The sequence below is a fragment of the Mycobacterium marinum genome (assembly GCF_003391395.1).
Classification (GTDB): Bacteria; Actinomycetota; Actinomycetes; order Mycobacteriales; family Mycobacteriaceae; genus Mycobacterium; species Mycobacterium marinum.
Map to the genome: position 1 here is coordinate 625,148 of NZ_CP024190.1, position 23,209 is coordinate 648,356.

At 65.5% G+C, this 23,209-nt stretch carries 22 protein-coding genes and 1 tRNA gene; 14 read left to right on the plus strand and 9 right to left on the minus strand.

Annotated elements, in window-relative coordinates; translation table 11 throughout:
- Positions 1-59 precede the first annotated feature (59 nt).
- On the plus strand, positions 60-1,142 hold the full coding sequence (locus tag CCUG20998_RS02695; protein WP_036456983.1) for an alpha/beta hydrolase family protein: 1,083 nt from the start codon (positions 60-62) through the stop codon (positions 1,140-1,142).
- Positions 1,143-1,256: 114 nt separating this feature from the next.
- Here the strand turns inward: CCUG20998_RS02695 and CCUG20998_RS02700 are convergent, their stop codons facing one another.
- The 4 genes from CCUG20998_RS02700 to CCUG20998_RS02715 form a co-directional block, all read right to left on the minus strand.
- Positions 1,257-2,357 carry a ferritin-like domain-containing protein gene (locus CCUG20998_RS02700; protein WP_012392537.1) on the minus strand — a complete coding sequence of 367 codons (1,101 nt, stop codon included), beginning with the start codon at positions 2,355-2,357 and terminating at the stop codon, positions 1,257-1,259.
- Between the two features lie 97 nt (positions 2,358-2,454).
- On the minus strand, positions 2,455-3,216 hold the full coding sequence (locus CCUG20998_RS02705; RefSeq protein WP_020727914.1) for an alpha/beta hydrolase family protein: 762 nt from the start codon (positions 3,214-3,216) through the stop codon (positions 2,455-2,457).
- A gap of 38 nt (positions 3,217-3,254) precedes the next feature.
- Positions 3,255-5,840, minus strand: coding sequence for a flavin-containing monooxygenase (locus CCUG20998_RS02710; RefSeq protein WP_103654089.1), 2,586 nt, complete (start codon positions 5,838-5,840; stop codon positions 3,255-3,257).
- A 117-nt stretch (positions 5,841-5,957) separates the two neighbouring features.
- Positions 5,958-7,133 (minus strand): MFS transporter, encoded by a 1,176-nt coding sequence (locus tag CCUG20998_RS02715; protein ID WP_103654090.1) that lies wholly within the window; start codon positions 7,131-7,133, stop codon positions 5,958-5,960.
- Positions 7,134-7,691: 558 nt separating this feature from the next.
- On the opposite strand from CCUG20998_RS02715, the gene CCUG20998_RS02720 reads away from it, so the two are divergent.
- The 7 genes from CCUG20998_RS02720 (at position 7,692) to CCUG20998_RS02750 (ending at position 14,223) form a co-directional block, all read left to right on the plus strand.
- Positions 7,692-8,897 carry a sedoheptulose 7-phosphate cyclase gene (locus CCUG20998_RS02720; RefSeq protein ID WP_103654091.1) on the plus strand — a complete coding sequence of 402 codons (1,206 nt, stop codon included), beginning with the start codon at positions 7,692-7,694 and terminating at the stop codon, positions 8,895-8,897.
- Positions 8,894-9,652, plus strand: coding sequence for an SDR family oxidoreductase (locus CCUG20998_RS02725; RefSeq protein ID WP_103654092.1), 759 nt, complete (start codon positions 8,894-8,896; stop codon positions 9,650-9,652). Before CCUG20998_RS02720 ends, CCUG20998_RS02725 begins: the two co-directional genes overlap by 4 nt.
- 10 nt (positions 9,653-9,662) lie before the next feature.
- Positions 9,663-10,331, plus strand: coding sequence for an HAD-IA family hydrolase (locus CCUG20998_RS02730; RefSeq protein WP_020731589.1), 669 nt, complete (start codon positions 9,663-9,665; stop codon positions 10,329-10,331).
- Positions 10,332-10,337: 6 nt separating this feature from the next.
- Entirely contained in the window at positions 10,338-11,339 is a 1,002-nt protein-coding gene (locus tag CCUG20998_RS02735; protein WP_020731590.1) for an ROK family protein, read from the plus strand.
- Entirely contained in the window at positions 11,336-12,445 is a 1,110-nt protein-coding gene (locus tag CCUG20998_RS02740) for an alcohol dehydrogenase catalytic domain-containing protein (protein WP_103654101.1), read from the plus strand. Before CCUG20998_RS02735 ends, CCUG20998_RS02740 begins: the two co-directional genes overlap by 4 nt.
- Positions 12,442-13,224, plus strand: coding sequence for a sugar phosphate isomerase/epimerase family protein (locus CCUG20998_RS02745; protein WP_103654093.1), 783 nt, complete (start codon positions 12,442-12,444; stop codon positions 13,222-13,224). The genes CCUG20998_RS02740 and CCUG20998_RS02745 overlap by 4 nt, the downstream gene beginning before the upstream one ends.
- A 222-nt stretch (positions 13,225-13,446) precedes the next feature.
- Positions 13,447-14,223, plus strand: a complete 777-nt coding sequence (locus CCUG20998_RS02750; RefSeq protein ID WP_240642838.1) for a class I SAM-dependent methyltransferase — start codon at positions 13,447-13,449, stop codon at positions 14,221-14,223.
- An 84-nt stretch (positions 14,224-14,307) separates the two neighbouring features.
- Here CCUG20998_RS02750 and CCUG20998_RS02755 read toward each other — a convergent pair whose 3' ends face one another.
- Both CCUG20998_RS02755 and CCUG20998_RS02760 read right to left on the minus strand, forming a co-directional pair.
- On the minus strand, positions 14,308-14,517 hold the full coding sequence (locus tag CCUG20998_RS02755; protein WP_012392548.1) for a hypothetical protein: 210 nt from the start codon (positions 14,515-14,517) through the stop codon (positions 14,308-14,310).
- A gap of 10 nt (positions 14,518-14,527) precedes the next feature.
- Positions 14,528-15,697: a Fic family protein gene (locus CCUG20998_RS02760; protein WP_240642839.1), complete on the minus strand. Its 1,170-nt coding sequence runs from the start codon at positions 15,695-15,697 to the stop codon at positions 14,528-14,530.
- A gap of 305 nt (positions 15,698-16,002) precedes the next feature.
- Between CCUG20998_RS02760 and CCUG20998_RS02765 the strand changes: the two genes are divergently transcribed.
- Together CCUG20998_RS02765 and CCUG20998_RS02770 are read left to right on the plus strand one after the other, a co-directional pair.
- A complete protein-coding gene (locus CCUG20998_RS02765) occupies positions 16,003-16,851 on the plus strand; it encodes a tyrosine-type recombinase/integrase (RefSeq protein WP_240642840.1) in 849 nt (282 codons plus the stop codon).
- Positions 16,852-17,119: 268 nt separating this feature from the next.
- A complete protein-coding gene (locus CCUG20998_RS02770) occupies positions 17,120-17,647 on the plus strand; it encodes a hypothetical protein (RefSeq protein WP_103654095.1) in 528 nt (175 codons plus the stop codon).
- Between the two features lie 121 nt (positions 17,648-17,768).
- On the opposite strand, the gene CCUG20998_RS27460 is transcribed toward CCUG20998_RS02770, so the two are convergent.
- The 3 genes from CCUG20998_RS27460 to CCUG20998_RS02785 form a co-directional block, all read right to left on the minus strand.
- Positions 17,769-18,482 (minus strand): HNH endonuclease, encoded by a 714-nt coding sequence (locus CCUG20998_RS27460; protein ID WP_338134107.1) that lies wholly within the window; start codon positions 18,480-18,482, stop codon positions 17,769-17,771.
- A gap of 163 nt (positions 18,483-18,645) precedes the next feature.
- A tRNA-Gly gene (locus CCUG20998_RS02780) sits at positions 18,646-18,719 on the minus strand.
- A gap of 55 nt (positions 18,720-18,774) precedes the next feature.
- Positions 18,775-19,554 (minus strand): ZIP family metal transporter, encoded by a 780-nt coding sequence (locus CCUG20998_RS02785; RefSeq protein WP_172607087.1) that lies wholly within the window; start codon positions 19,552-19,554, stop codon positions 18,775-18,777.
- Positions 19,555-19,766: 212 nt separating this feature from the next.
- On the opposite strand from CCUG20998_RS02785, the gene CCUG20998_RS02790 reads away from it, so the two are divergent.
- The 4 genes from CCUG20998_RS02790 to CCUG20998_RS02805 all read left to right on the plus strand — a co-directional run bounded on the left by CCUG20998_RS02790 (position 19,767) and on the right by CCUG20998_RS02805 (position 23,167).
- Complete coding sequence (locus CCUG20998_RS02790; RefSeq protein WP_103654098.1) at positions 19,767-21,101, plus strand: MFS transporter; 1,335 nt, start codon at positions 19,767-19,769, stop codon at positions 21,099-21,101.
- An 86-nt stretch (positions 21,102-21,187) separates the two neighbouring features.
- Positions 21,188-21,604: a DUF1330 domain-containing protein gene (locus CCUG20998_RS02795; protein WP_012392558.1), complete on the plus strand. Its 417-nt coding sequence runs from the start codon at positions 21,188-21,190 to the stop codon at positions 21,602-21,604.
- A gap of 23 nt (positions 21,605-21,627) precedes the next feature.
- Positions 21,628-22,296, plus strand: coding sequence for a pyroglutamyl-peptidase I (pcp, locus tag CCUG20998_RS02800; protein ID WP_012392559.1), 669 nt, complete (start codon positions 21,628-21,630; stop codon positions 22,294-22,296).
- 202 nt (positions 22,297-22,498) lie between these two features.
- Positions 22,499-23,167 carry a VldE C-terminal domain-containing protein gene (locus tag CCUG20998_RS02805; protein ID WP_164498317.1) on the plus strand — a complete coding sequence of 223 codons (669 nt, stop codon included), beginning with the start codon at positions 22,499-22,501 and terminating at the stop codon, positions 23,165-23,167.
- Positions 23,168-23,209: the final 42 nt, after the last annotated feature.

The window sequence follows — 23,209 nt, forward strand, 5'->3', positions numbered from 1 at the left end:
GCTCGACGTTCCACCGACTCTGTCTCCAGTTGCTTCTGTCGATCAATTGCGACAGGTTCATGGCCGTGCGCCCAACGATGGTTTCGCTTCTCAGAGTCGTGTCGGTCGTTTCGGTCCTGTCGGCAGCTGTCTGGTTGGCAGCCGGTTGCGGCACCGGAGTTCAGGTCAACGGCCAAACCCCTTCGCCTCCAGTCGGTTTGCGGCAGATCGAGTTTGTCGACCCCCACGGGCCAGACGGTCCGCGCCGGCTGGCGGTCAGCCTGTTCTACCCGGCCGAGCAACCCTCGCCTAATGACCGTCCGTTCGCCATGCCGTTCGCCACCGAGCTGTCGTTCTATCCGAATCTGCCGCCGCGCGCGGGCGGATCGCGGTTACCGCTGATCCTGCTGTCCCATGGGCGCGGCAGTAACGGCCTGTTCTACGCGTGGCTGGCACAAGCGTTGGCCAGCAAGGGCTATCTAGTTGCCGCGCTGAACCATTACCGTGCCAATACCTACGATTCGTCGATCGTCTACCTCGCGAACAAGCTGTGGCAAAGGCCGCGCGACCTGAGCCTGACCGCCGACTTCTTAGTGCAGGATCGGTTTTGGGGCCCGCTCATCGACGCCTCCAGGATCGGTGTGGCGGGGCACTCTCAGGGCGGATTCACCTCGCTGTGGCTGGGCGGGGCCCGGGTCAACCCCGACCGGTACCTGGACTTCCAGCGGGGCGTGCACAGCGACCCGGCGATACCGGCGTATCTGCGCACCGAGTTGCCGGTGGACGCCGGCCCGGCGCTCGACGTCGCGGACTCTCGCATCAAGGCGGTGTTCGCGATGGCTCCCGGCATGGTCAAGGATTTCGGCATGGACGCCGACGGCCTCCATCGGCTCCGGGTGCCCACCTACATCATCGTCGGCGCACACGATGCCCAGACCCCGCCCGGCGACAACGCCGAATTCGCCGCGGCCAACGTCCCCGGCGCTCAACTGAACGTGTTGCCCGGCAAGGTTGGCCACGAGATCTTCCTCAACGAGTGCAACCAACTTGGACGCGAACAGTTCCCGGAAGCGTGTATCGACGACCCGAGCGTGGATAGGCACCTGCTGCACGCCGAAATCAGCTCCGCTGCTACGACGTTCTTCGACACGCAGCTACGTTGAGCTGCGATTCCGGGCTTGCGGCCGATCCGAGTCTTGCGTGACTACACGCAGGCTCGCGCCGCCGCGGCGCGATGCCCGCTTGGGCGGGAGGTGGGATCGATTACCGGATGTGAGTCAGCTTGCGCCCGCCGCGATCACCTGGTCCACCTCGATGGCCCGTTCGGCCATCTCGGCGTGCGCCTTGTCCAGCGCCTCGGCCTGATCTTCATCGGCCTTCATCAGCGCCTCGATGTCGGAACCGGCCATATCGAGCACACCCATGTCCCGGAACGCCCGCTGCACCTTGCCGCCCCACAGCCCGATGTCCTTGACGATGGGCACGATGCGGCTGAACAGGTGCGAGCGGAACTGGATCATCAGCGGCGAGGTGTCGACCCACTCGGCGCATGCTTTGACGTCCATGCCGAGTGTCTCGAAGACCTCCTCGCCGCGGAACCGGTCGCGCATCAGGTAGCAGGCGTCGACCACGAATTCTTCACGCTCCTCGCGCTCGGCCTCGGTCAGCGCCGAGTAGTAGTCCTTCAGCGAGATTCGGCCGAAGGCGACGTGGCGGGCCTCGTCCTGCATGACGTAGGCCAGCACCTGCTTGGCCAACGACTCCGGCGCCGCCATGTCTCGCAGTACCCCGAAGGCGGCCAGGGCGAGTCCCTCGATGAGGACCTGCATGCCCAGGTAGGGCATGTCCCAGCGGGAGTCGCGCAGGGTGTCGTCGAGCAGGGCGGTCAGGTGCTTGTTGATCGGGTAGACCAGGCCGATCTTCTCCTGCAGGAACCGGGAGAACGCTTCGACGTGGCGGGCCTCGTCCATGGTCTGGGTGGCCGCGTAGAACTTCGCGTCCAGGTCCGGGACCACTTCGACGATCTTGGCCGCGCACACCATCGCCCCCTGCTCGCCGTGCAGGAACTGCGAGAACTGCCACGCCTGGAAGTGCTGGCGCATCTCGGATCGACGCGCCTCGTCTGCGGCGTTCCACATCGGGCTGCCGAACAGCGGATGGAACTCGTCGGGCAGCGCGATCGCGTTCATCGGGTCGACGTCTTGGCCCCAGTCGATGCGCGACTGGGCGTCCCACTGCTTGTCCTTCCCTTTTTGGTACAGGGAAAGGAGCCGGGCGCGCCCTTCGTCGTACTCCCAGGTGAAGCGCGCGTCACCGGCGCTGGGGACCTCCCATGAGTACGGTGTGGGCACGTCGGTGTACTTGTCCCTCGTGGTCATGAGCTGCCACCTTTCCGACCGTCATGACCGGCGGTCATATGACTTGTATCACATTGCATCGCGTTCGGCGGCTCGCGTCAACCCTGGCGTGCGGTCTTTATGGTTCGTCGAGGTAGGCGTCGGCCCAGGCGCCGATGATCCGGGCGGCCCGATGCGCCTGGCCGCGGGCGGTGAGCAGGTGGTCAGAGCCCTCCAGCGAGACGAAGCTGCGGGGGTGGCGGGCCAGGCGGAAGATCTCGGTCGCGTTGCCGATGCCGACGGTGTTGTCGGTGGGGGAGTGCAGGATCAGCAAGGGCAGCCGCAGGCTCTTGATCTTGTCGCGCAGGTCGGCGGCGCGGACGTCCTGGACGAATGCCCGTTTCAGGGTCAGCGTGCGCCCGCCAACCATCCATTCGGCGCTGCCCTCGGACAGGCAGCGGTCGACGACCGCGTCGTAATGCTTTTCGACGTGGCTGGGGTCGACCGGCGCCGCGACGGTGACCACCGACCGCACGCCCGGTGAGTGGCGGGCCGCGGCCAGCACGGCCGCGCCACCCCAGGAGTGCCCGACCAGGATGTCGGCCGGGGTTCCGCGGGCGGTCATGAACTCGCAGGCCTTGACGATGTCGTCGACCTTCACGGTGAAAGAGCCGTCGCCCCAGCCGCCTTCCGAGTCACCGAGGCCGAGTGCGTCAAAGCGCAGCATGCCGATCCCGTCGGCCGCCAGCTGTTTGCAGATGCGGGCCGCCGCCGGTGAGTCCTTGTTCAGGGTGAATCCGTGCGCAAACACCCCCCAGCCGCGCACCGCCGCCTCGGGCACATCGATGGTTCCCGCCAGGGTCGGGCCCGTTGAACTCTGGAACGTGACACGTTCGGCCATGGGCCACATGTAGCACGTCGGCGGGGTCAGCGGCGGCCCTAGGCGGGCACGGCGGCGCCGATCGCGAAGAATCCGCGCAGCGCGCCGGCGAGCTGGGCCCGAATCGGGGCCCCGGAGACGACCACATCGACCATCGTCAGCGACAGGTGGGTGTGTCCGCGGGCTCGCACCAGCTCGGTGGGTACCCCGGCCGCGGCGAGTGCCTCGGCGTACTCGATGCCCTCATCGCGCAGCGGATCGAACTCCGCGGCGACGACGATCGCCGGGGGCAGCGCCGACAGATCCGGGGCACGCAGCGGCGCTATCCGCGGGTCGGTGCGCACGTCCGGATCGGCGTAGTGGTCGAAGAACCATTGCATCAGCGGCGCGGTGAGGCCATAGCCGTCGGCATTTTCGAGGTAGGAGCCGCGGGTCGGGTCGCAATCGGTGACCGGGGTGAGCAACGCCTGGCCGAAGATGCTCGGCGCACCCGCGTCCCTGGCGAGGTGGCAGACCACGGCGGCAATGCCGGCGCCGGCGCTCCAACCGCTGACCACCAGCTGGCCCGGGATGCCGCCGAGCTCCCCGGCGTGCCCGGCGATCCACTGCACGGCCGCCCAGCCGTCGTCCAGCGCGGCGGGGAAGCGATGCTCGGGTGCGTGCCGGTAGTCCACCGACACAATGAGCGTGTCACTGCGCACGCACAGGTCGCGGCACAACGGATCGTCGGAGGTGTGGTCGCCGAGAACCCAACCACCGCCGTGGAAGTAGACGACCACGGGGTGCGGACCCGGGCTGGCCGGACGATAGAGGCGGTAGGCCAGGGGCCCGGCGGCGCCGGGCAGGGTGCCGTCGACGATTTCGCCGACGTCGGGGCCCGGCGGGCGCGCCAGGTTCATCTCGTTCATGAGCGCGCGCGCCTGGTCGGCGGGCAGCGATTCCAAGGGCGGAAGGCCCAGCGCCTCCAGCTGCGCGAGCACCATCTGAATGTCGGGTTGCAGGCGGCGCACCACACCGTCGTTGCACTGTGAGCCGTTCGGGCCGGACAACCGGAAGCCCAGATAGTCGCGGGCCACCACCTCCTCGCAGGCCACCCGGTACACGTCGACCCCGGCGGTGTAGGCCATGAAGGTGCGCGGCTTTCCCGGGATGTTGGCGCCCACGTACCACGAGTTCGCCTGTGGGAAAAGCGTTATCGATGCGGCGTCATCGGAATGCTGCATCCAGCCGGCCTCGGCGAGCTCGGTGGGCTCGATGCGGTCGAAGCCGTGCTCGCGCAGATAGCTCAGGGCGTCGGCGACGAAGTCGACATGTTGTTCGATCGACACCGCCATGTTGGACAGCACCGAGGGGCTGTTGGGGCCCGCGATGAGGAACAGGTTGGGAAACCCCTCGGTGGTCAGGCCCAGATATGTGGATGGGCCGGGCGCCCACTTGTCCCCCAGCGCGAGGCCGTTGCGGCCGACGATGTCGATCGCCGCGAGCGCTCCGGTGACGGCGTCGAATCCGGTGGCGAACACGATCGCGTCGAACTCGAAAGATTCACCGACCGTGTCGATTCCGGTCTTGGTAACACCCACTAATGGCTGGTTACCCAGGTCCACCAGCCGCACCTGGGGCAGGTTGAAGGTGGCGTAGTAGTTGCTGTCCAGGCAGAGCCGTTTCGAGCCCACCGGGTAGCCGCTGGGGCACAGCGCCTCGGCGGTCTGCGGGTCGTGCACGGTGGCGCGGATCTTGTCGCGGATGAATTCGGCGAACTCGCTGTTGGCCAGCGGATTGATCATCTCGTCGGCGTAGAGGTTGAGCGCCTCGAGGAGCTCACCGAGCTGCCAGGCGCGTTCGTATCGTTGTCGACGTTCTTCGGCGGACACCGAGAATGTCGGAGTGAGCGAGCGCTCCATCGGGACCCCGCCGAAGGAGTATCGCGCCGCGCGACGGTAGGCGTCGTCGTCGGCCAATTGGGCGAGCTTGTCCGGGGAGATCGGGCCGTTGTGGGCGGGGATCGAGAAGCAGGGGGTTCGTTGGAACACCACCACCTGCGCGGCCTGGGCGGCGATCAGCGGGATCGATTGGATGCCCGATGAGCCGGTGCCGACGACACCGACCCGTTTCCCGGTGAAGTCGACGGGTTCATGGGGCCAGCGGCTGGTGAAATACAGTCCGCCGGTGAAGTTTTCGATGCCGTCGATGTCGAGGTCTTTGGGTACCGACAGGCAGCCCGTCGCCATGATCAGGTAGCGGCAGGTGATTTCGTCGCCGCGGTCGGTGCGCACCCGGTACCGGCCGGCGTCGTCATCCCAGTGTGCGTGGGTCACCCGGGTGCCGAACTGGATGTCGCGACGCAGGTCGTGCTTGTCGGCGACGTGGTTGAGGTAGCGCAGGATCTCGGGTTGGGTGGCGTACTTCTCCGACCACTGCCAGTCGCGCGACCAGTCGGGATCGAAGCTGTACATGTAGTCGACGCTGGGGATGTCGACGCGTGCCCCGGGGTAGCGGTTCCAGTACCAGGTGCCGCCGATGTCGTCGCCGGCCTCGAATATGCGCATCGAATGCCCCGCGCGCCGCAGACGGTAGGCGGCATACAGACCCGCAAAGCCGGCACCCGCGACCACAACATCCACATCAGTGTGGTGTGCATCAGACATGCGTTTATCATTCGCCGCGGTCGCATGTTTTGGTAGCCACAATTAGCGGCGCCCAGTCCGCCGATTCGGCGAAAGAAACCGCAATGCGTGCAGGTTTGGTCGCGGCTCAATGCGGTCTTAATGCGTGGGACCGCGCCCCGTGGCCAGCGTGACCGCCAGGCTGATCGCGATGAGGGCCGCGGCCACCCACGGAAGTCCGGCCAGACCGATCGTCGGCAGCAGTCCCGCGCCGATCGCCGCACCTCCGGCGATCCCGAGGTTGGCGGTGGCATTCACCCAGGCCCCGGCCATCTCGGGTGTCGCGGCCTGAGCGCGCACCGCGCCCGCCTGATAGATGGATGGGATGCCGCCAAAGGCGCCGTTCCACACGGCGGCGGCGAGCACCACGGGAAGCAACGCCGGAAACGACGCACCCAGGCCCAGCAGCGCGCCGATCACCACGACGATGATGATCACCGTGGTCTGCCGGGGATTGCGGTCCAGCGTGGCGCCCACGTACCACAGACCCGCCAGACTGCACACGCCGCACATCAGCAGCAGCGGACCGATGAATGCTGGCCGGGCCCCGGCCGCGAGCAGGACAGCGCTGATGAAGGTGTAGAGGGTGAACTGTCCGGTGTAGGTCAGGGCGTTGGAGGAGACCACCCCGGCGAGGCGTCGCCGGCCCTTGCCGGTGCCGGCCGGTGGCGGGGCAGATTCGCTGCTGACCGGGGGCAGCAGCTTGGCGACCGCCAGCAGCAGCACCGCGGCGAGCACGGCCAGCACGGCGAAGGCTCCGCGCCAGCCGACCGCGGTGCCCACCGATGTCAACAGCGGAACACCCACCACAATCCCGGCGGACACCCCGCCGCCCACCAGCGCGAGCGCACGGCCCACATCGGCGAGCCCCACCAGTCGGGGCGCGTATCCGATGCACAAAGAGAAAAACAGTGCGTGGGTGACACCGCCCACCGCCCGGCCCGCCGCAACCATGGCGAACGTGGGTGCGACGGCGACCAAGGTGTTGCTCACCGCATAGCCCAGCAGTGTCGTCAACAGCAGTGGCTTGCGCGGAAATCGCGCGGTGACCACGGTCAGTGGAACCGCGAGCAGGGCCACCAGGACGGCGTAGAGACTCACCAGCAGGCCGGTGACCGCGTCACGCACTCCGAAGGTGTGTCCGATGGCGGGCAGCAGGCCGACCGGCAGTATCTCCGTGGTGATGGCCAGGCAGGTGGCGATGGTAAGTGCGAGTAGGCCCGGTGTGGCGTGGCGTATACCCAGCTCAGGTGGGGCGGTCACGGATTCGGGCATTGGGCAAGTATACGCAAGCGATCACTATTTCTACCTGTATGCTGCGTCACCCCCGGGTCTGTGTGGTTGACTGCCCGGCCCCATCCCGTAACTGCGAGGGGATCAAGGCTTTTGGTCACATCAAGTTCCCGACGTCCGCACCGCGAGAACCGGGCGGGTGTCACGTTGCGGTTCGCTGGGCCGACATTGGGGCGGTTTGGTGCCGAAGATGTGACTCGGGCCGCGCTATAAATAATTGAGTGATGGCGGACACACTCAAACGCAATTTCTGATGTTGGACACACTTGGGCCAATTTTATCGACCGCATTGGCTGGCGTTTAGCTGCGCGGTGCCTCTGTGAATCCTGTTGTGGGACAGTGTAGTTCAAATGCTAACGCCGGTATTCCGGAGGGTGTTTTCGGTGGTCATGTGGGCCATCTGTCGGGCTGTGAGGAACCTGTGTGTTCCGCTGAAGGCCTTCGATAAATAAGAGACGCGTGCGTATCCTCAGCGAGTCGCCACAATCCGTGATCGCATCGAGATCACAACGTGATCGAGAAATTGGGGAATCGAAAGTGATGATCAAGAACGCTTCCGGTCAAACCGCCTGGACGGTCGAAGCCGTGAAACAAGTGAGGTACCACGTCATCAAATCAGATGGACTTTTCGACCTCGGAAACAATCAGCTGTTTTCGGCATGTTCGGATGCGCCACTAAAGGTTGGTGACCGCCGGCTGGTGATCATTGATGGGACTGTCGATGCACTGCACGGAAGTAAGGTCCGTGCCTTCTTCGCGCACCACGGTGTGGAGGCGGAATTCGTTGTGATCCCGATCGACGAGACCCTGAAGCACTGGGACACGGTGACTCGAATCGTCGACGCCATGAACGCATTTGGCATCGACCGGCGCCGCGAGCCGATGCTGGTCATCGGCGGTGGTGTGCTCACCGATGTCGCGGGCTTCGCGGCCAGCCTCTACCGGCGGGGCACGCCGTACATCCGGATCCCGACCACACTGATCGGCCTTGTCGATGCCGGAGTCGGCGTAAAGACCGGAGTCAATTACCAGCTTGGGAAGAACCGTCTTGGCACCTATGCGCCCCCGACGGTGACATTTTTGGACAAGAGCTTTTTGTGCACGCTCGATCAGCGCCACCTGAGTAATGGACTCGCCGAAATTCTGAAAATCGCGTTGATCAAGTCCGGTGCGCTGTTCGATGTGCTGGAGACATCCGGGCGCGACGTGCGCGACGACCACTTCCAGGGCAGCACCTCGGCACTGGAGGTGGCCACCGAGTACATCCTGGACGAATCCATTCACCTCATGCTCGAGGAACTGCAACCGAATTTGTGGGAATCCACCCTGGAGCGCTGTGTTGACTACGGTCACACCTTTAGCCCCACGATCGAGATGCACGCGTCGCCCGCACTACTGCATGGGGAGGCGGTCAACTTGGACATGGCGGTGACCACTGCCATCGGAGAGCTTCGCGGCTACGTCAGCGAGGGCGACGCGAACCGGATCTACCGAGTCATGGTGGACCTCGGCTTGCCGCTGTGGGACGACACCCTGGCCACGCCGGAGCTGCTCATCGAGGCACTGATCGACACGGTTCGCCACCGTGACGGCCAGCAGCGGCTGCCGCTGCCGGTCGGTATCGGCCACCACCGCTTCGTCAACGATGTCACCCCCGAGGAGATCCAATGCGCGGTTGCTCTGCTCAAGCAGCACCACGAAAACCTGACCGGCAGCGTCGCGGCTTCGAGCGGGGTCGCGCGATGACCGGGCGCACGGCAATCGTCGTCGGCGGCTCGACCGGCATCGGCCGCGGCATCGCCGATGCCTGGGCGGCCGAGGGGATCGAGACTCGCGTCTTCAGCCGGACCAAGCCCGTCGGGCCGGGTGCTGACCGGCTGCACTGGCACGAGCTTGACTTCCGCAACGGAGAAGCGGCCAAGCAGACGCTGGCCGAGGAGCTGCCCAAGCGCATCGATTTCGTCTGCTACTCGGCGATCTACTACACCCTTCGCCGGGAGAACCTGGTTGACGTGACCGAGGTCGACTGGTTAGACCAATTCGACATCAACGTGCACGGCTTGTTCTGGACGCTCAACGCCGCACTGCCGGCGCTGCGGCAATCCGAGCCCGGACTCTTCCTGCACGTATCATCGGAAGTGGTCTACAACGCTGGTCCCGCACGCGCCGGCTACACCGCCACCAAGGCCGCATCCAGCGCCCTGATCAATTCGGTGGCCCAAGAGATTTCCCCGTCCGAGGTGGTGTTCGTCCAGACCTTGCCCGCCGGCATGGTGGACACCCCGGGGATCCGCGCCCGCCGGGCCGCCGATTTCGACTACAGCGACTACATGGTGCCCGCCGATTTCGGTCCGCTTGCCTGCGAGCTCGCCCGCACCCGCGGCTCGGGTTACGAAGGCGACGCGCTGGTGGTGCACGAAGACCGGACGTGGAGCTCGGTCTCCAGCGGTGTCCCCATTTCCCAGTCGCGGCCGCTTGCCGCCGCCCAATCGAGCTCCTAGGAAAATGTTCATGCCCGAATTACATGCAGCCGCACTGCTATTCGATATGGATGGCACCTTGGTGGATTCCACGGCGGTCGTCGAGGCTACCTGGGGCGCATTCGCCGAATTGCACTCGCTGGATTTGGCTGAGGTGCTGGCCTTCGCTCACGGAAGGCCCACCGCGGCCACCGTGCGCCACTTCCTGTCCCATCCCGCTCTGATCGCCAGCGAGACCAGACGCCTGGTCGAACACGAAGAGTCCACGACCGAGGGGGTGCGGGAAGTGCCCGGTGCCGCCGAATTCATCGCCTCGCTGCCACGATCCGCGTGGGCCGTGGTCACCTCGGCAAGTCGGGTTCTGGCCAGCAATCGCATGCGCGCCGCGGGCATCCCCTTGCCCGATGTGCTCATCAGCGCCGACGACATCACCCGCGGAAAGCCCGACCCGCAGGGATACCTGCTCGCGGCCGACGCGCTGCGCGTCAACATCGGCTCGACCATCGTCTTCGAGGATTCTCCGGCCGGGATCCGAGCCGGGATCGCGAGCAACGCGCTGACCGTCGCCATCGGCACCCTTGCGGCGTTCGACGGCCACATCGAGCGGTTCGAGAACTTCCACGGCTTCGAGGTCGCCGGCCAGCCGCCGGCGGGCGGGGTCATCTTGTCCATGCCGGCACCGATGAACTGCGGAGTCTGATCAGCCATGACCACCCTTGCAACCGACATCGCGACCAGCACCATGGCCGCCGACTTGGGCGGCACCTGGCTTCGGCTTCGGGTCGGCGGACCAGGCACCGAGGTCAAGCGTCACATGGCGCCCAGTCTGCTCAATTTCCCGGAACAGTCCGTCGCGCAACTGCGCGAGCGCCTCGTCGATGAGCTGTGTGCGGCGGCCCCCGCCGGGGCGCACGCGGCCATTTCGTGCGGTGCCGCGCTGGATCACCGCAGGGGGATCCTGTATGGCTCCGGGCCGCTGTGGGGCGCGGAGGCCACGCCCTTCGATTTGGCGGAGGCGCTGCGGTTGCGCCGACCCGATGTGACGTGGCTGCTGGTCAACGACCTGACGGCGGGGCTGGCCGACTTCACCGCGCGGTGGGCCGGGCCGTCGACCCGGCGCATCGGTTACCTCACCATCAGCAGCGGCATCGCTCTTCGCATCGCCGACCTGCGGACCAGTGAGATCCCCGTCGATGAGTGGGGATTGCAGGGCGAAGTGGGGCACCTGCCGACGCAGGCCGATCCCGCGCTGCGCGGCCTGATGTGTGAATGCGGTGTCCCCGACCACCTCGCGGCTCACGCGTCCGGACCGGGCATCGGTCGCATCGCCGGCCGGCTCGGGGCGCTGCCACCCAACATCTCACTGCTGCAATGGTTCCCGCGCGCACTGGCCGCCGGAGACGCCGCCGCGGTTTCGGTGCTGCAAGCCGCCGTTGCGCCGATCGCCGCCTTGATCCGCATGTTGTGGTGTGTCGACCCGCATCTGGACCTGCTCGGCATCGGTGGCGGAGTGGTGGAAGGTCTGGGTTCGCACTACGAGCGTGAGTTGCGCGCGCAGCTTCGCGGTGGCTCCTGCTACGCCGACCGCGGCTTCAGCGAGTCGTGGCTGGACGAGCGCCTGGTGTTCTGCGCTGACTCCAGCGCCGACATCGACTGCCTGCGCGGTGCACAGCTCATGTGCGACGAGCGGCTCAAGGCGACCGCATGACCGACAACGGCTATCGGGCGCTGGTGCGCCGTCCCGCAGGGCCCGACGGATGTTCGCTGGTTGATGTCGCGGTGCTCGACACACCGGCCCTGGAACCGGGGGACCTGTTGCTGGCACCGCTGGTGGCCGGGATCTGCGGTACCGATTGGCAGATCCTGCGTGGCGACCGCCCCGATGACTCACTGGTGCTGGGGCACGAGGGCATCGCGCGAGTCGTGGTGGGATCGAAGGCGTTTGCGCCCGGCGACATCGTCACGGTCAATCCGACGCACCCGACGGACCCGGGTTTTCTGCTGGGACACAACGTGGCCGGGCTGTGGGCCGAGCGGACCAGGATTCCCGCCAGCGTCGTGAATGCCGGCCTGGTGGTGCCGGTCCCGAGCAGCGCGGCCAACGATGTGCTCATCGGTGCCCTTGCCGAGCCGCTGGCCTCGGCCATCTACGGACTCGAGATCGCGATGGCCGTCTTCGAGGACACCCCGAGATCGCTGGTGGTGTGGGGAGATGGCATCGTCGGTCAGCTCGCCGCCGCGGTCTGGCGCCAAGCGATGCCAGAGACCGAGCAACTGATCGTGGGACGAAATCGCGACTCCCACAACTGCATCGCCGCAGATGACCCCGATCTCCCCAGCAGGCTCGCCGCACTGCGGGGCCCGGTCAGCGCCGTGCTGGCCACCCCTCGTTCGGCGACGGTGACCGCCCTGACGACGCTGGACACCCACATCGACCACGCCCTCACCGTCGATGTACACGGCGGACTGGATTCGGGTCCGGTGTCGCTGCGCAGCGGCGAGGTCGATGTCGCCGCCGTGCGTGCCGCCAACTGTGGCGGACTGTCCTCGGTCCCGGTGGCCAAAACCCTGCAGCGCGCGGGTGCGGGCCCGTTGCGGTTGTTCGGCCACCGCGGGGTGTCCAACGCGCACCTGCGCGCCGCGATCGGCGCGCTCACCGAGAATGCGGCCACGTTCGCATCACTGCTCACCCAGGTCACCGATCTGGAGGGGGCCGCCGAACTGATTAACGGCGTCCTGCAAAGCGGTAACCGTTGCCACGACGGACGCCGCGTTCTCAAGGCCGCCATTCGCCTCGACGGAGCCGCCGCATGAACCGCATCGCGGTGGCCGCACCCCAGTGGCGCATCGCCGATTGCCGTGCGGCCGCTGCGGCCATGGCAATCCGCAGTGGCGCCGATGAACTGCAGATCGACTTCGGTGGTGCCCATCGCGGCCCGCGCCTCGATGTGCCCGCGGAGCAGGCCGTCGTCGCGCGGATCGCTCGCAGCATCCCCGTCACCGCGCTGGCGGTCAATCACGCCAACGATCTCGGCCTCATCGACGAGCACGGGCAGCCCAACGCGGAGGCCGCGGCGCTGCTGCGCGTGGCGCTGCGGTGTGCGGTCGAGCTGGGCATCGGCGTTCTGCACATTCCCGGATTTCGCCGCAGCACCCCGGATTCCCCGCAACGGGTGGCCGGAACCGCGGCAGTCCTGCGCTCGATATGCCAGCGCGCCGAACGCCACGGCATCACCGTCGCCTACGAATCCGCGCTCAGCGGAGCCGCCAGCGCCGCCCTGGTCGAGGCGGTCGGTCATCACCTGCGTGTCGTGCTCGATATCGGGAACCTGCTCGACTTTGGGCACCGGCCCGGCGAATTCGTCAGCGCGGTAGGCGAGTTGCTGCACCCGGACCTGCATGTCAAAGACCCGGCGGCCAGCCGCGTTGATGTGGTCAGCGAACTACGCGATGTGCTGTCTTCGCCCGCACCGGTGCGGTCCTTGCTGGTCGAAAACGACTACCGCGCCATACCCGGCCGGCTGGCCGCCGATGTCGCCGTCTGCCGCGGCCTGATCCGCTCGCACGCGACTCGGATGCATAGCCGCTGCTGAAGCTGGCGGCGCTCGTCATCGCAATGACGATGAGACGATGGTGAGGCAACGCGATAGTCCGCGTCGACTCGATGTGTGGCCAGACCTACCGGGAGTGGTGCCGGGTGTACGAACCCAACGGTGCGCCGGACGCTGCTCGGGCTCCGGTGGGTTCCGCAGCCGTTGCCGCTGAACCGGTCACCGATCGTGCCATGGACCTGTACACGGCCCCCCCGGTTGCAGATGGTCGAAGCGGTGCTCGCGCGCCACCGCGAAGAGCCGATCGCGCCGGTGCCGGAACTGCTTTCGGTCACCCCGATGAACTACGGGCCGGCCGAATTTCAGGCGGCGCGGAGCTGGTTTGCGGCGGGCGGGCTGGTGCCGGGCGGCAACGGCTGCCTATCGCTGATCGACGTGGGGGCTGGATTCGGGCCTGCCGGATTGGTGTTCGGCTCGCAGGGCTACCGGGTAACGGCCATCGAGATGCGCGCCGACATCGCCGCGGTGGGCCGGCGGGTGATGGCCGCGTGCGGGCTACAGGATTTCGTGCACGACGAAGTGGCCGACGTCATGGCCTATCAACCCGTCACCCCGGCAGACACCCTCACCTCGATCCTGTGTCTGCTGCACGTCTCCGACAAACACGCCGCGATGGAAAAGCTCGCCACCCTGTTACGGACGGGCGGCCGGGGCTACCTCGCCGACTTCTACGCACGAAGACGGCTTTCCAGATCTGAACGGGCGCTCCTGCAGGATCAGGTGGCGTGCCCGGGCCTTCTGACCCGCCAGGAGTACGTCGGCGCGCTGACGGCCGCGGGGATTGCAGCGGTGCGGTTCACTGACGTCACCCAGGAATATTCCGCCTATGTGCACCAGCGCTGTGCGGACTACCTGGGCCGGAGCGAGTCGGACCGCCATGACGAACTGGCCCAGTTCTTCACCGTGATAGACACCCTTTTCGGCAACGGAGACGCCGCGGATGCGGCGCTCGGGGGATGCCGGATTTATCTGGAACGGTAAGAGCCGCTGCGGGTGGCGCCAACCTCCCACCGATGGGCCATCGTGAAAATGGAACACGACCGCCACCAGTCCTAGCCGGGAGAGCTAGGCCCGCCTGGCCCCCGAGGGCTTGGTCCGCCAGCCCAGATAGGCGAAGAGCAGCATAAGCGCGGAATACAGCACAAATTCGGCCCAGATGTACCCGGTGCTCCAAGTCCTGCCGAAGAACTGCAGAGTATTCATGTCGGCGAACAAGGCGAAACCGAGATGGGTGATGGCGAATCCGGCAAACAGGCCGGCCAGGAATCGGTACATGATTCCCTCCTCATGTTTCCGTGTATCCGAGCGTCACCCCGCCGTGCCGGTGCGGGCTAGGGTCGAAGGTCATTTCCGGACGCTGGGGTGCGCTTGCTCGCTCGATCCTGTGCCCCAAGTCGTCCAGTTCGTCGAGTACAAGGCTTGCTCCCCATACTTGGTCTCGTTTGCGGTTGGTCAATGGGCGTAGAACGCCGGTGTCATGCAGTCGCTTTATCGCGGCGAACACGCTGCTTCGAGGTGCATCAATAAGTGATGCGACGTCGTCAGACGAAACGATCGGCGTCGACGGCAATAGCAGGAGTAGTTTGTCGGTCGCGCTGTGACGCCTAATTGGCCCGACCATGTTTCGCCACTCAACTGGAATCCCGGCCAGACGTTCTGCAGTGGTGCGCGATTCGGCGGCAGCAGTCCTTGATGAGTTTGCGAACGTGACGATCAGTGGGCGTAGGTCGCCGGCGCGGTATGTGTTGAGCGCGCCGAAATAGCGCTCCCGGTGAGCAACAAGCGCCGAGGCCAGAGGGACAACGAGGCGCGTTGTTGCTCCCCTCCGCCTCAAGATGGTGTTGATGAGTGCCCGGCCGATCCGGCCGTTGCCGTCTGTGAAGGGGTGGATTGATTCGAACTGTGCATGCGCGATGGCGGCCTGAATCAGAACGGGAATGTCGGTTCGGTTCGCGAACTCCATCAGGTCGTCCATGTACGCGTGCACGGTGTCTGGCGGTGGCGGAACGTACAGCGCGTTTCGTGGAGAGTAGTCGCTTCCGCCGATCCAATTCTGAACAGTCCTTACTTGACCAGCATGCTGCCCCTCTGTCGGATCTTCGCGCATCAGTGCCTCATGTGCGCGCAGGATCGCGGTCATCTGTATGGGGGCATTTCGATTGACGCTCGCGATCATTTCCTTTAGGGCGGTGGTCGCCGCCACCATCGAGACTGCGCTCGTATTGCCTCTTCCACCGTGCAACGCGCGCGCGTAGTCGTCCACGCTCGCTTCAACGCGCTCAATTTTCGAAGACGCCACCGATTCTGTTCGAAGTAGGAGAGTGCTGAGCCCTGCGAGGTGGTTTCCGTGCGTGCTGTCGAGTCGAGAAATCTCGCTCATGGCGGCTTCGAGTTTGACAGCGATATCTGCGTCGATGTTCGCGTCGACTTTGGCGATGTACGGGGGAAGCGACACTGTGACGGAACGAAGTGTCCTGTCCTCGCGGGTGCCACCCCTTTGGGTCTGTGCCCAAGGGCGTCGCTCTGCGCTGTGTCTAGGCCACGCATCACTGGGTTGCATGTTAGATGCCTCCTAACTCGGACTAACTATAGTGCTAGTCCGAGTTAGGTCAGTAAATCGGACTTTGGTGCGCATTAGTCCGGGTTACGAGCGACCATCCATGGGCGCACGCGCGGTCGAGAGCCAACGCCGTTCACGGCGCTAGCGGTGACGCCGAAGTATCAAGGCGGCAACGGGATACCGCTGCCAAGGGTGCGAAGGTGGGCGTTGTCGACCGCGCGCAGTTCCTCACCCCCGCACAGGTTTCCGCCCTCGCCACAGCGACGCCCTGGCCGTACAACGTGTTGGTGAATCTGGCGGCGTGGTCGGGCCTGCGCGCGGCGGAACTTGGCGGGCTGCAGATCCAGGACATCGAGGTCTCGCCCAACGGAGGCATGAAGTTGCACGTTGAACGAACAGCTGCCGCCCACGGGCTGACCAAGACGGACGGCTCAATGCGAACTGTGCCGGTGCCGGGGCCGACCGCAAGTCTGGTCCGCGACTACCTCACCGAGCACCCGCGTCGGCAAGAGCCCGCCGCACCCCTGTTCCCCGGTATGTCGTTGACGACGCCCCGGCCTACCGGAAGGCGAGCCAACACCCCCGCACTGGGAGCGGCCACTACGGCTGTGCAGGAGGCAGCACCGAGCGCGTCGGCGAAGGACCGCGCGCGACCACAGGCCGAGGCCCTGGCCGACCTCACCGTGGAGGACGCGGAGAAGCGGTTGGTGCTCGACTGGACCGAGCCGCTACGCCACCCGAGCTTTTACAAGGCCGTGTTCCGGCCCTCGGTGCTCCGAGCCAACCGGACGGCGGGCAACGCGGTACTCCCGGCGGGGTTGCGGTTCCATTCACTCCGGCACACCTACGCGAGCCTGTGTGCGGCGGTGCCGACTATCTCGGTGCGGCAGGTGGCCGAGTGGATGGGACATGCGAACCCGACGACGACCGAACTCGTCTATACGCACCTATACGCGAAGGCCGACCACGACGACGAAATGGCGGCGTTAGGAGCGTTGGCGTCGACGCCGAAGTATCACGGCGACAACGTGATCCCGCTACACGGTTAATCAGCTCACATCGGCCTTAATTCGCGAATGTCTACTGCCTTCGAACGGACGAGAAAGCCGGAGCCTGCCAGCTCACCGGAAGTCATGGCCGTCACGTCGAGTGGGAGTCCACCCGACCAGCAATCGACGTCGTCCAAAAATCGTCGAAGTTCTTCTCGGTCTTGGTAAATCACAAGGACATCGAGGTCTGCTGGATCTTCTCGCGTCAACGCAGAGCCAAACACATAAACCTCAATTCCGCGGTGCTGATCGAGGATCGACCTGATTCGTGAAAGAAGCTCCGGAATCATCGGTGCAGAGCGGCCAGAGTCTCGCGCCACTTCAGCATCTGTATTCCCGCGTCGGCCGCGACTTGAATCGCTTCGGCGGTCGGATCACTGTTGGGGTTCGTCGCCGCAAACAGGTCGAAATCACCGTATCGGTCTATGGCGTCGCGGACAGTCTCGGCGGTAGGTTGGTACATCGATCCGACGAAGACGACAAGTTCAGGCAGACCTTGGCGGACGACGACGATCCGGTGATCGTCAAGAAGGGTCAGCGAAGTAACTCGTCCATGTTGACGCAAGCCGCGCATGACGAACGTCAGTTCACGTTCTTGGTAGTCACCCAAGCGGTCGAAGTCGCGGAGCGCGCGAATCGAATCACCAAGGCCGCCCCATCCGACGTTCTTCTGTCCCAACTGTTCGATCGCGTCACCCATGAATCGTCCCGCTTTCGGGATGTTGAGTACGAAGTCGACGCTCTGAGCCCCCTCGACAAGCGGGAGTACATCGGCGACTGTCACATCACGCAGTGAGATCACTCCGATAGACGCCGTCGGGCGCGAATCACGAACAACGCTCAATCGGTTGCCATCCACGTCAACCGAGGTGACGAAGTTGCACTTATGCAACTGATCGGAGATCCATTGTGCTGAACTACTCAAAGAGGTTGTCCATTTCCGTCGGGTAGCGGCGACTCACAAGCCCTCGTCGGTTGTGCACATGTCGTGCTTCTAGATCGTCGACATGCGAGCGGTATCGCTCGATCATCTGAATCTCAAGCTCAGACAGCAGATCTCGGTTGCCGTCGGCGACTCGCAGGATTCGTCGGTGGTTTGGGATGACCGTCTCAATGACTGATCGCCGCCAGACGGCTGCTTCTTCGGCCTCCGGGTTAATCGAGTAGTCGTTGTCGGGTCCAAAGTCTTCATGGATTACGCGGTTTTGCACCAACAATCCCCGTATCGATTTCCGCGCTTCCTCACGTGTAGCGAACGACGCTACACCGAGTGCTTGCTCTGTCCTCTCGATACGGGAGCGTTTCCACTCAAGCAGTAGATCCACAGGGTAGGCCGCCGCCGACTTATCCACGAGCGTATGGCAATTGGCACAGAGCAGCAGTAGGTTGCTCCATGCGCGGCGTTCCTCAGCTGAGGCGGTAGCAGCACCCCGTGGACCGTCTTCGCTCGCCGCGATGAGGTGAGCTGCCTCCGCGAAATGCACGTCTTGACCGTCTGGATCATGAACGACCAGCCGAGTAAGGCAATCGGGGTTTCCGCAAAAGCCCGCTGAATCCGCCCACAGTAGCCGCCGAGTGGGTTCAGAGGGCTCCGCAGCACCGCGTGAGCAAGCCATGCCGTCATTTTCCATCACGCGGTGGTGCACGAAGGCAGCTTTGGTGTGGGTCAGTCGCCTGGCGGGCGCGACGATGCTGCTGGCGCGACGGAAGGTCGTGACGTCACAAGTCCGGGGTACGGGCGGGGTATCGGCTCGGTCCTAAGGAAGCTGTCGGGCCGATATGCCCTGCTCAACATGGAGCCGATGACGGGAATCGAACCCGCGTATTCAGCTTGGGAAGCTGATGTTCTGCCATTGAACTACATCGGCGCTGTTGCCTCGAAAGGCTAGCACCCAGCACCGGGCGCGGTGTGCGGGATCCGCCTCACTCCATCACTCCCAGGCTGTAGAGGATCAGGAAGCCGGCGAAGAACATGATCGCCATCCACGCCCGCTCCTCGCCTTCATGGGCTTCGACTAGCAGTTCTTCCACGACCAGCCACAACAGCGCCGCCGCCGCGAACGCCAGCACGAGGGTCAGCACGGTACCTCCCGCGTTGGCGAGCACGAGCGCGCCCAGCACGCCGCCCACGGCGGTCGCCAGGCTGACCCCACCGGTGAGTGCGGCGGCGCGGGCCTTGGGTACTCCGGAGCGGGTCAGCCGCAACGCCACCGACACCCCCAAGAACAGCACCTCGACGGTCAGCGCGATGGTGATGATGATCGCGGTGCGCCGGGAGACGGTCGCGCCCGTCGCCACCAGCAGCCCGTCGATGAACAGGTCGACGGCGACCACGGCGAGAAAACCCACCGGCACTTGACCGCCCGCGCGGTCGTCGTCGTGGCCGTCCTCGTCCTCGCCGTGTGGTCCGTGGTCTTCGAACTGGCGGAATCCGACCAGCAGCGCGACACCCGCACTGAACCCGAGGATGATCAGCCACAGCGGCCCCCGCGCCCGCAGGTCGGGCAGCACCTCGGTGGCCACGGCGGCCATGACCACACCGGCCGCGAAATGCTGCACACCGCTGACCAGCGCCGCCGACGGCGTGCGCACGACTGCGACAGCGCCACCGATGATTCCGGCGATCACCGGGAAGGCGACCAAAGCCGCAGCGGTTGTCAGGGTGCTCACGCCAAACCTCCCGGGGCCGATTGAGACGAACATACTCGGGTGCGCTCGATCGGCCGGTACCGGCGGAGGCCGGATGGCGCGCCGGCGTATACAGTGCTCGGCGGACGGGCCGACGGCACCGGCGCCTCGGCTCGTACGTTTCCGACGTGACGCACGCTGGCCTCGCGGGCCACCGTGACCCCGACATCCAGCAGACACGAGCGTTGCGGAACTCGACGGCACCGGGTCCTCACGCAGGAGACACGATGGCCGTTTTAGACACCGGTGAACGCTCGCTGGAAGCGCGCACGATCCGCAATCTGGGCATTCGCATCGTGCCGTTCTTGATGGCCCTGTATTTCGTCAACTACCTGGACCGCACCAACCTCGGCATCGCCCGCGCCGACATCAGCGCACACCTACAGCTCACAGCGACGATGTTCGGCCTGGCCTCGGGCATCTTTTTCATCGGCTATGTGCTGGTCGAGGTTCCGTCCAATCTCGCGCTGGATCGCTACGGCGCCCGACGCTGGCTGGCGCGGATCGCGGTGTCGTGGGGAATCGTGGTGGTGGCCACCGGCTTTGCACCCAACGCGACGACGCTGCTGGTGTTGCGGTTCCTGTTGGGGGTGGCCGAGGCGGGCCTGTTCCCGGGGGTCATCTACTACCTGAGTCGCTGGTTCCCGCGCGACTACCGGGCCCGGGTCGTCGCGCTGTTCATGATGGCCAGCCCGATCGCGGCAGCGCTCGGAACCCCGTTGGCGGCGTGGCTGATCCACCTCGGCAACGGGGTGTTCGGACTGGCGGGCTGGCAGTTCATGATGATCGCCGTCGGTGTCCCGGCGATCGTGTTGGGGTTCGCCTGTTGGTACTACCTGGTCGACCGGCCCGGTGACGCCGCATGGCTAGAGCCCGACGAACGGCAATGGCTCGTCGACACGCTGGCCGAGGAGGCGCGCCAGGTTGCCGGCGACTTTCACTTTCCGCTGCGCCGCGCGCTGACCAGCCCACGGATCTGGGCGCTGGCCCTGGTCTACTTCGGCATCGCCTACGGCCTCTACGCGCTGACGTTCTTCTTGCCGAGCATCATCTCGGGCTTCAAGAAGAGCTTCGGGATCGACTTCTCGATCGTGCAAGTAGGACTCATCGCGGCGATCCCGTACACCTGCGCGGCCGTGGCCATGTACCTGTGGTCGCGGCACGCGGACGCCACCGGTGAGCACGTGTGGCATGTCGCCGTCCCGATGTTGCTTGGTGGGCTGGCCATTCCCGTCGCGCTGCACCTGCACACCCCGGTGCTGGTGATGGTGGCCGTGGCGATCACCGCGATGGGGGTGTTCGCTGCCATCCCCAGCTTCTGGGCGTTGCCGTCAAACTTCCTGACCGGCACCGCGGCGGCAGGCGCCATCGGGCTGATCAATTCGGTGGGCAACCTGGGCGGGTTCGCCGCGCCCTATCTGACCGGGGCGCTCGAGCAGGTGACCGGGACCGACAAGGCGGGCATGTGGGCGGTGGGCGCCATGATGCTGATGTCGGCCTTTGTGGTGGTCCTGCTGCGCGCCGTGCCGGGCTCCCCGACGGCTGCCGAGCGCCCGAATTGATGCCGTGGCGCCGAGCGCTGGCCGCAACGCGACCAACGGGAATCGCCAACACCACGTACAAATAGAGGCGACGAGGGAGGTCGATCGTGCACATCGTTCCGACACCGCAAGCGGCTGAGGCGATGGTGACCGCAATGCCGCCCGGCCCCTTCGTCATGCTCAACCTCTACCGCATCCGCGAGGTCGCCGATTACTCGGCGAACCCCGAGCTTGCGCCCCCGGCGCCGGTCAGCGGTCGCGAACTGTTCGAGCGCTACGCCGCCGGGATGGAGTCGGCGCTGGCGAAGGTCGGCGCCGAGCGGGTCTTTGTGGCCGACGCCGGCGGCTGCTTCATCGGCCCGCCCGAGGAGCGCTGGGACGTCATTCAATTTGTGCGGTATCCATCCCTGGAAGCCTTCATTGCGCTGATGTCCAGCGAACAGGTGCAGGCCGATCTTCCCCATCGGTTCGCGATGCTGGAGGATTCCAGGGTGATACCCATGGCCGAACGTCCGCTCGCTTAGTTTCGACCAGGAAGGAACACCACATGACCAAAGTGCTGGTTACCGGGTTCGGACCGTATGGCGTGACGCCGGACAATCCGGCCCAGTTCACCGCCGAGGCGCTGGACGGACGCACCATCGCCGGGGCGACGGTGGTCTCGCGGATTGTGCCCGGCGCCTATTTCGACTCGATCGCGGCGGCTGAGCAGGCCATCGCCGAGGTGGATCCGCAGCTGGTGATCATGCTGGGCGAATACCCGGGGCGCGCCATGCTGACCGTCGAGCGGTTGGCCCAGAACATCAACGATTGCGGGCGCTATGGCCTCGCCGACACCGCCGGCAAGGTGTTGGTGGGCGAGCCGACCGATCCGGACGGCCCGGTCGCCTACCACGCCACCGTCCCGGTCCACGAGATGGTGCTGGCGATGCGCGCGGCCGGGATCCCGGCCGATGTCTCCGACGCGGCGGGCACCTTCGTGTGCAACCACCTCATGTACGGCGTGCTGCACCACATCGCCACGCAGAACCTGCCCATCCGCGCCGGCTGGGTCCATTTGCCCTGCCTGCCGATGGTCGCCGCCCTGGATCGCAACCTCGGTGTCCCGAGCATGTCGGTGGAGACCGCGGTCGCCGGACTGGTCGCCGGCATCGAGGCGGCTGTGCAGCATTCGGCCGATACCCGCGAACCCGTCCCGTCACGTTTGCAGATCTGAGGGCACTAAACTCTTGGCGGGCAGACAATCCTGTTCGGCTGTGTCTTGTGACTCAAGAAATGCCGCGCTGAGCAGGATAAATGGCCCCGCGTCAAGCCGTGTGCCATTATCGTCTTGACAATTGGCAAACTGCGATCTATGCCACAAGATTGCTAACCAATCCGGTGTTTATTATTTCGTTATCGTGTCGTAATCTGCTTCCGTGGGTCGGCACGAGTTAGCCAGGAAGCGGCGCAAGCCGTCTGTTCTGCTGGCTGCAGTGGTAGCGCCCGCGGCCGCCTTCTTCGCGGTGGCAGGGGATATCGCTCCATCGTCCACGCGTGATCGCATCGACCAAATGGCCGTCGGTGATGGAGCGTGTTGTGTGGAGATTGTCGCGGCAACGCCCATCGAGTTGTCGTCGAAAATATCCAGCGGTGCGGTGGGGATGGGTTTTGCGGCTGGTCAGTTCGCCGCGGCATCGAGATTGCGGGTGGACAGGTCAGCGCGCCTGCTGCCGGTCGGGGTGGCACCGGAACGCGGGCTACAGGTCAAGACCATCCTGGCGGCGCGCAGCATCAGCGCGGTTTTCCCGGAGATTCACGAAATCGGTGGGGTGCGCCCCGATGCGTTGCGCTGGCATCCGAACGGATTGGCGCTCGACGTGATGATCCCCAACCCCGGCAGCGCTGAGGGGATAGCGCTGGGCAACGAGATCGTCGCCTACGTCTTGGCCAACGCCGAGCGCTTCGGGATGCAGGATGCGATTTGGCGTGGCGTCTACTACACGCCCACCGGTGCAACCAGAAGCCGCCTCGGTCACTATGACCACGTCCACGTCACCACCACTGGTGGCGGATACCCCACTGGCAAGGAAATCTACCTCCGCTGACTCGTCGCGCGGCGGCAGCGATCCGAGAGCAGATACGCTCAT

What these genes read in the sequence shown, in the direction of transcription:
- CCUG20998_RS02735 (WP_020731590.1), top strand. Translation starts at nt 10,338, where the DNA reads ATGACCACCCTTGCAACCGACATCGCGACCAGCACCATGGCCGCCGAC.
- CCUG20998_RS02730 (WP_020731589.1), top strand. Translation starts at nt 9,663, where the DNA reads ATGCCCGAATTACATGCAGCCGCACTGCTATTCGATATGGATGGCACC.
- CCUG20998_RS02750 (WP_240642838.1), top strand. Translation starts at nt 13,447, where the DNA reads ATGGTCGAAGCGGTGCTCGCGCGCCACCGCGAAGAGCCGATCGCGCCG.
- CCUG20998_RS02755 (WP_012392548.1), bottom strand. Translation starts at nt 14,517, where the DNA reads ATGTACCGATTCCTGGCCGGCCTGTTTGCCGGATTCGCCATCACCCAT.
- CCUG20998_RS02700 (WP_012392537.1), bottom strand. Translation starts at nt 2,357, where the DNA reads ATGACCACGAGGGACAAGTACACCGACGTGCCCACACCGTACTCATGG.
- CCUG20998_RS02710 (WP_103654089.1), bottom strand. Translation starts at nt 5,840, where the DNA reads ATGTCTGATGCACACCACACTGATGTGGATGTTGTGGTCGCGGGTGCC.
- CCUG20998_RS02785 (WP_172607087.1), bottom strand. Translation starts at nt 19,554, where the DNA reads ATGTTCGTCTCAATCGGCCCCGGGAGGTTTGGCGTGAGCACCCTGACA.
- CCUG20998_RS02705 (WP_020727914.1), bottom strand. Translation starts at nt 3,216, where the DNA reads ATGGCCGAACGTGTCACGTTCCAGAGTTCAACGGGCCCGACCCTGGCG.
- CCUG20998_RS02695 (WP_036456983.1), top strand. Translation starts at nt 60, where the DNA reads ATGGCCGTGCGCCCAACGATGGTTTCGCTTCTCAGAGTCGTGTCGGTC.
- CCUG20998_RS02745 (WP_103654093.1), top strand. Translation starts at nt 12,442, where the DNA reads ATGAACCGCATCGCGGTGGCCGCACCCCAGTGGCGCATCGCCGATTGC.
- CCUG20998_RS02715 (WP_103654090.1), bottom strand. Translation starts at nt 7,133, where the DNA reads ATGCCCGAATCCGTGACCGCCCCACCTGAGCTGGGTATACGCCACGCC.
- CCUG20998_RS02790 (WP_103654098.1), top strand. Translation starts at nt 19,767, where the DNA reads ATGGCCGTTTTAGACACCGGTGAACGCTCGCTGGAAGCGCGCACGATC.
- CCUG20998_RS02740 (WP_103654101.1), top strand. Translation starts at nt 11,336, where the DNA reads ATGACCGACAACGGCTATCGGGCGCTGGTGCGCCGTCCCGCAGGGCCC.
- CCUG20998_RS02720 (WP_103654091.1), top strand. Translation starts at nt 7,692, where the DNA reads ATGATCAAGAACGCTTCCGGTCAAACCGCCTGGACGGTCGAAGCCGTG.
- CCUG20998_RS27460 (WP_338134107.1), bottom strand. Translation starts at nt 18,482, where the DNA reads ATGGAAAATGACGGCATGGCTTGCTCACGCGGTGCTGCGGAGCCCTCT.
- pcp (WP_012392559.1), top strand. Translation starts at nt 21,628, where the DNA reads ATGACCAAAGTGCTGGTTACCGGGTTCGGACCGTATGGCGTGACGCCG.
- CCUG20998_RS02725 (WP_103654092.1), top strand. Translation starts at nt 8,894, where the DNA reads ATGACCGGGCGCACGGCAATCGTCGTCGGCGGCTCGACCGGCATCGGC.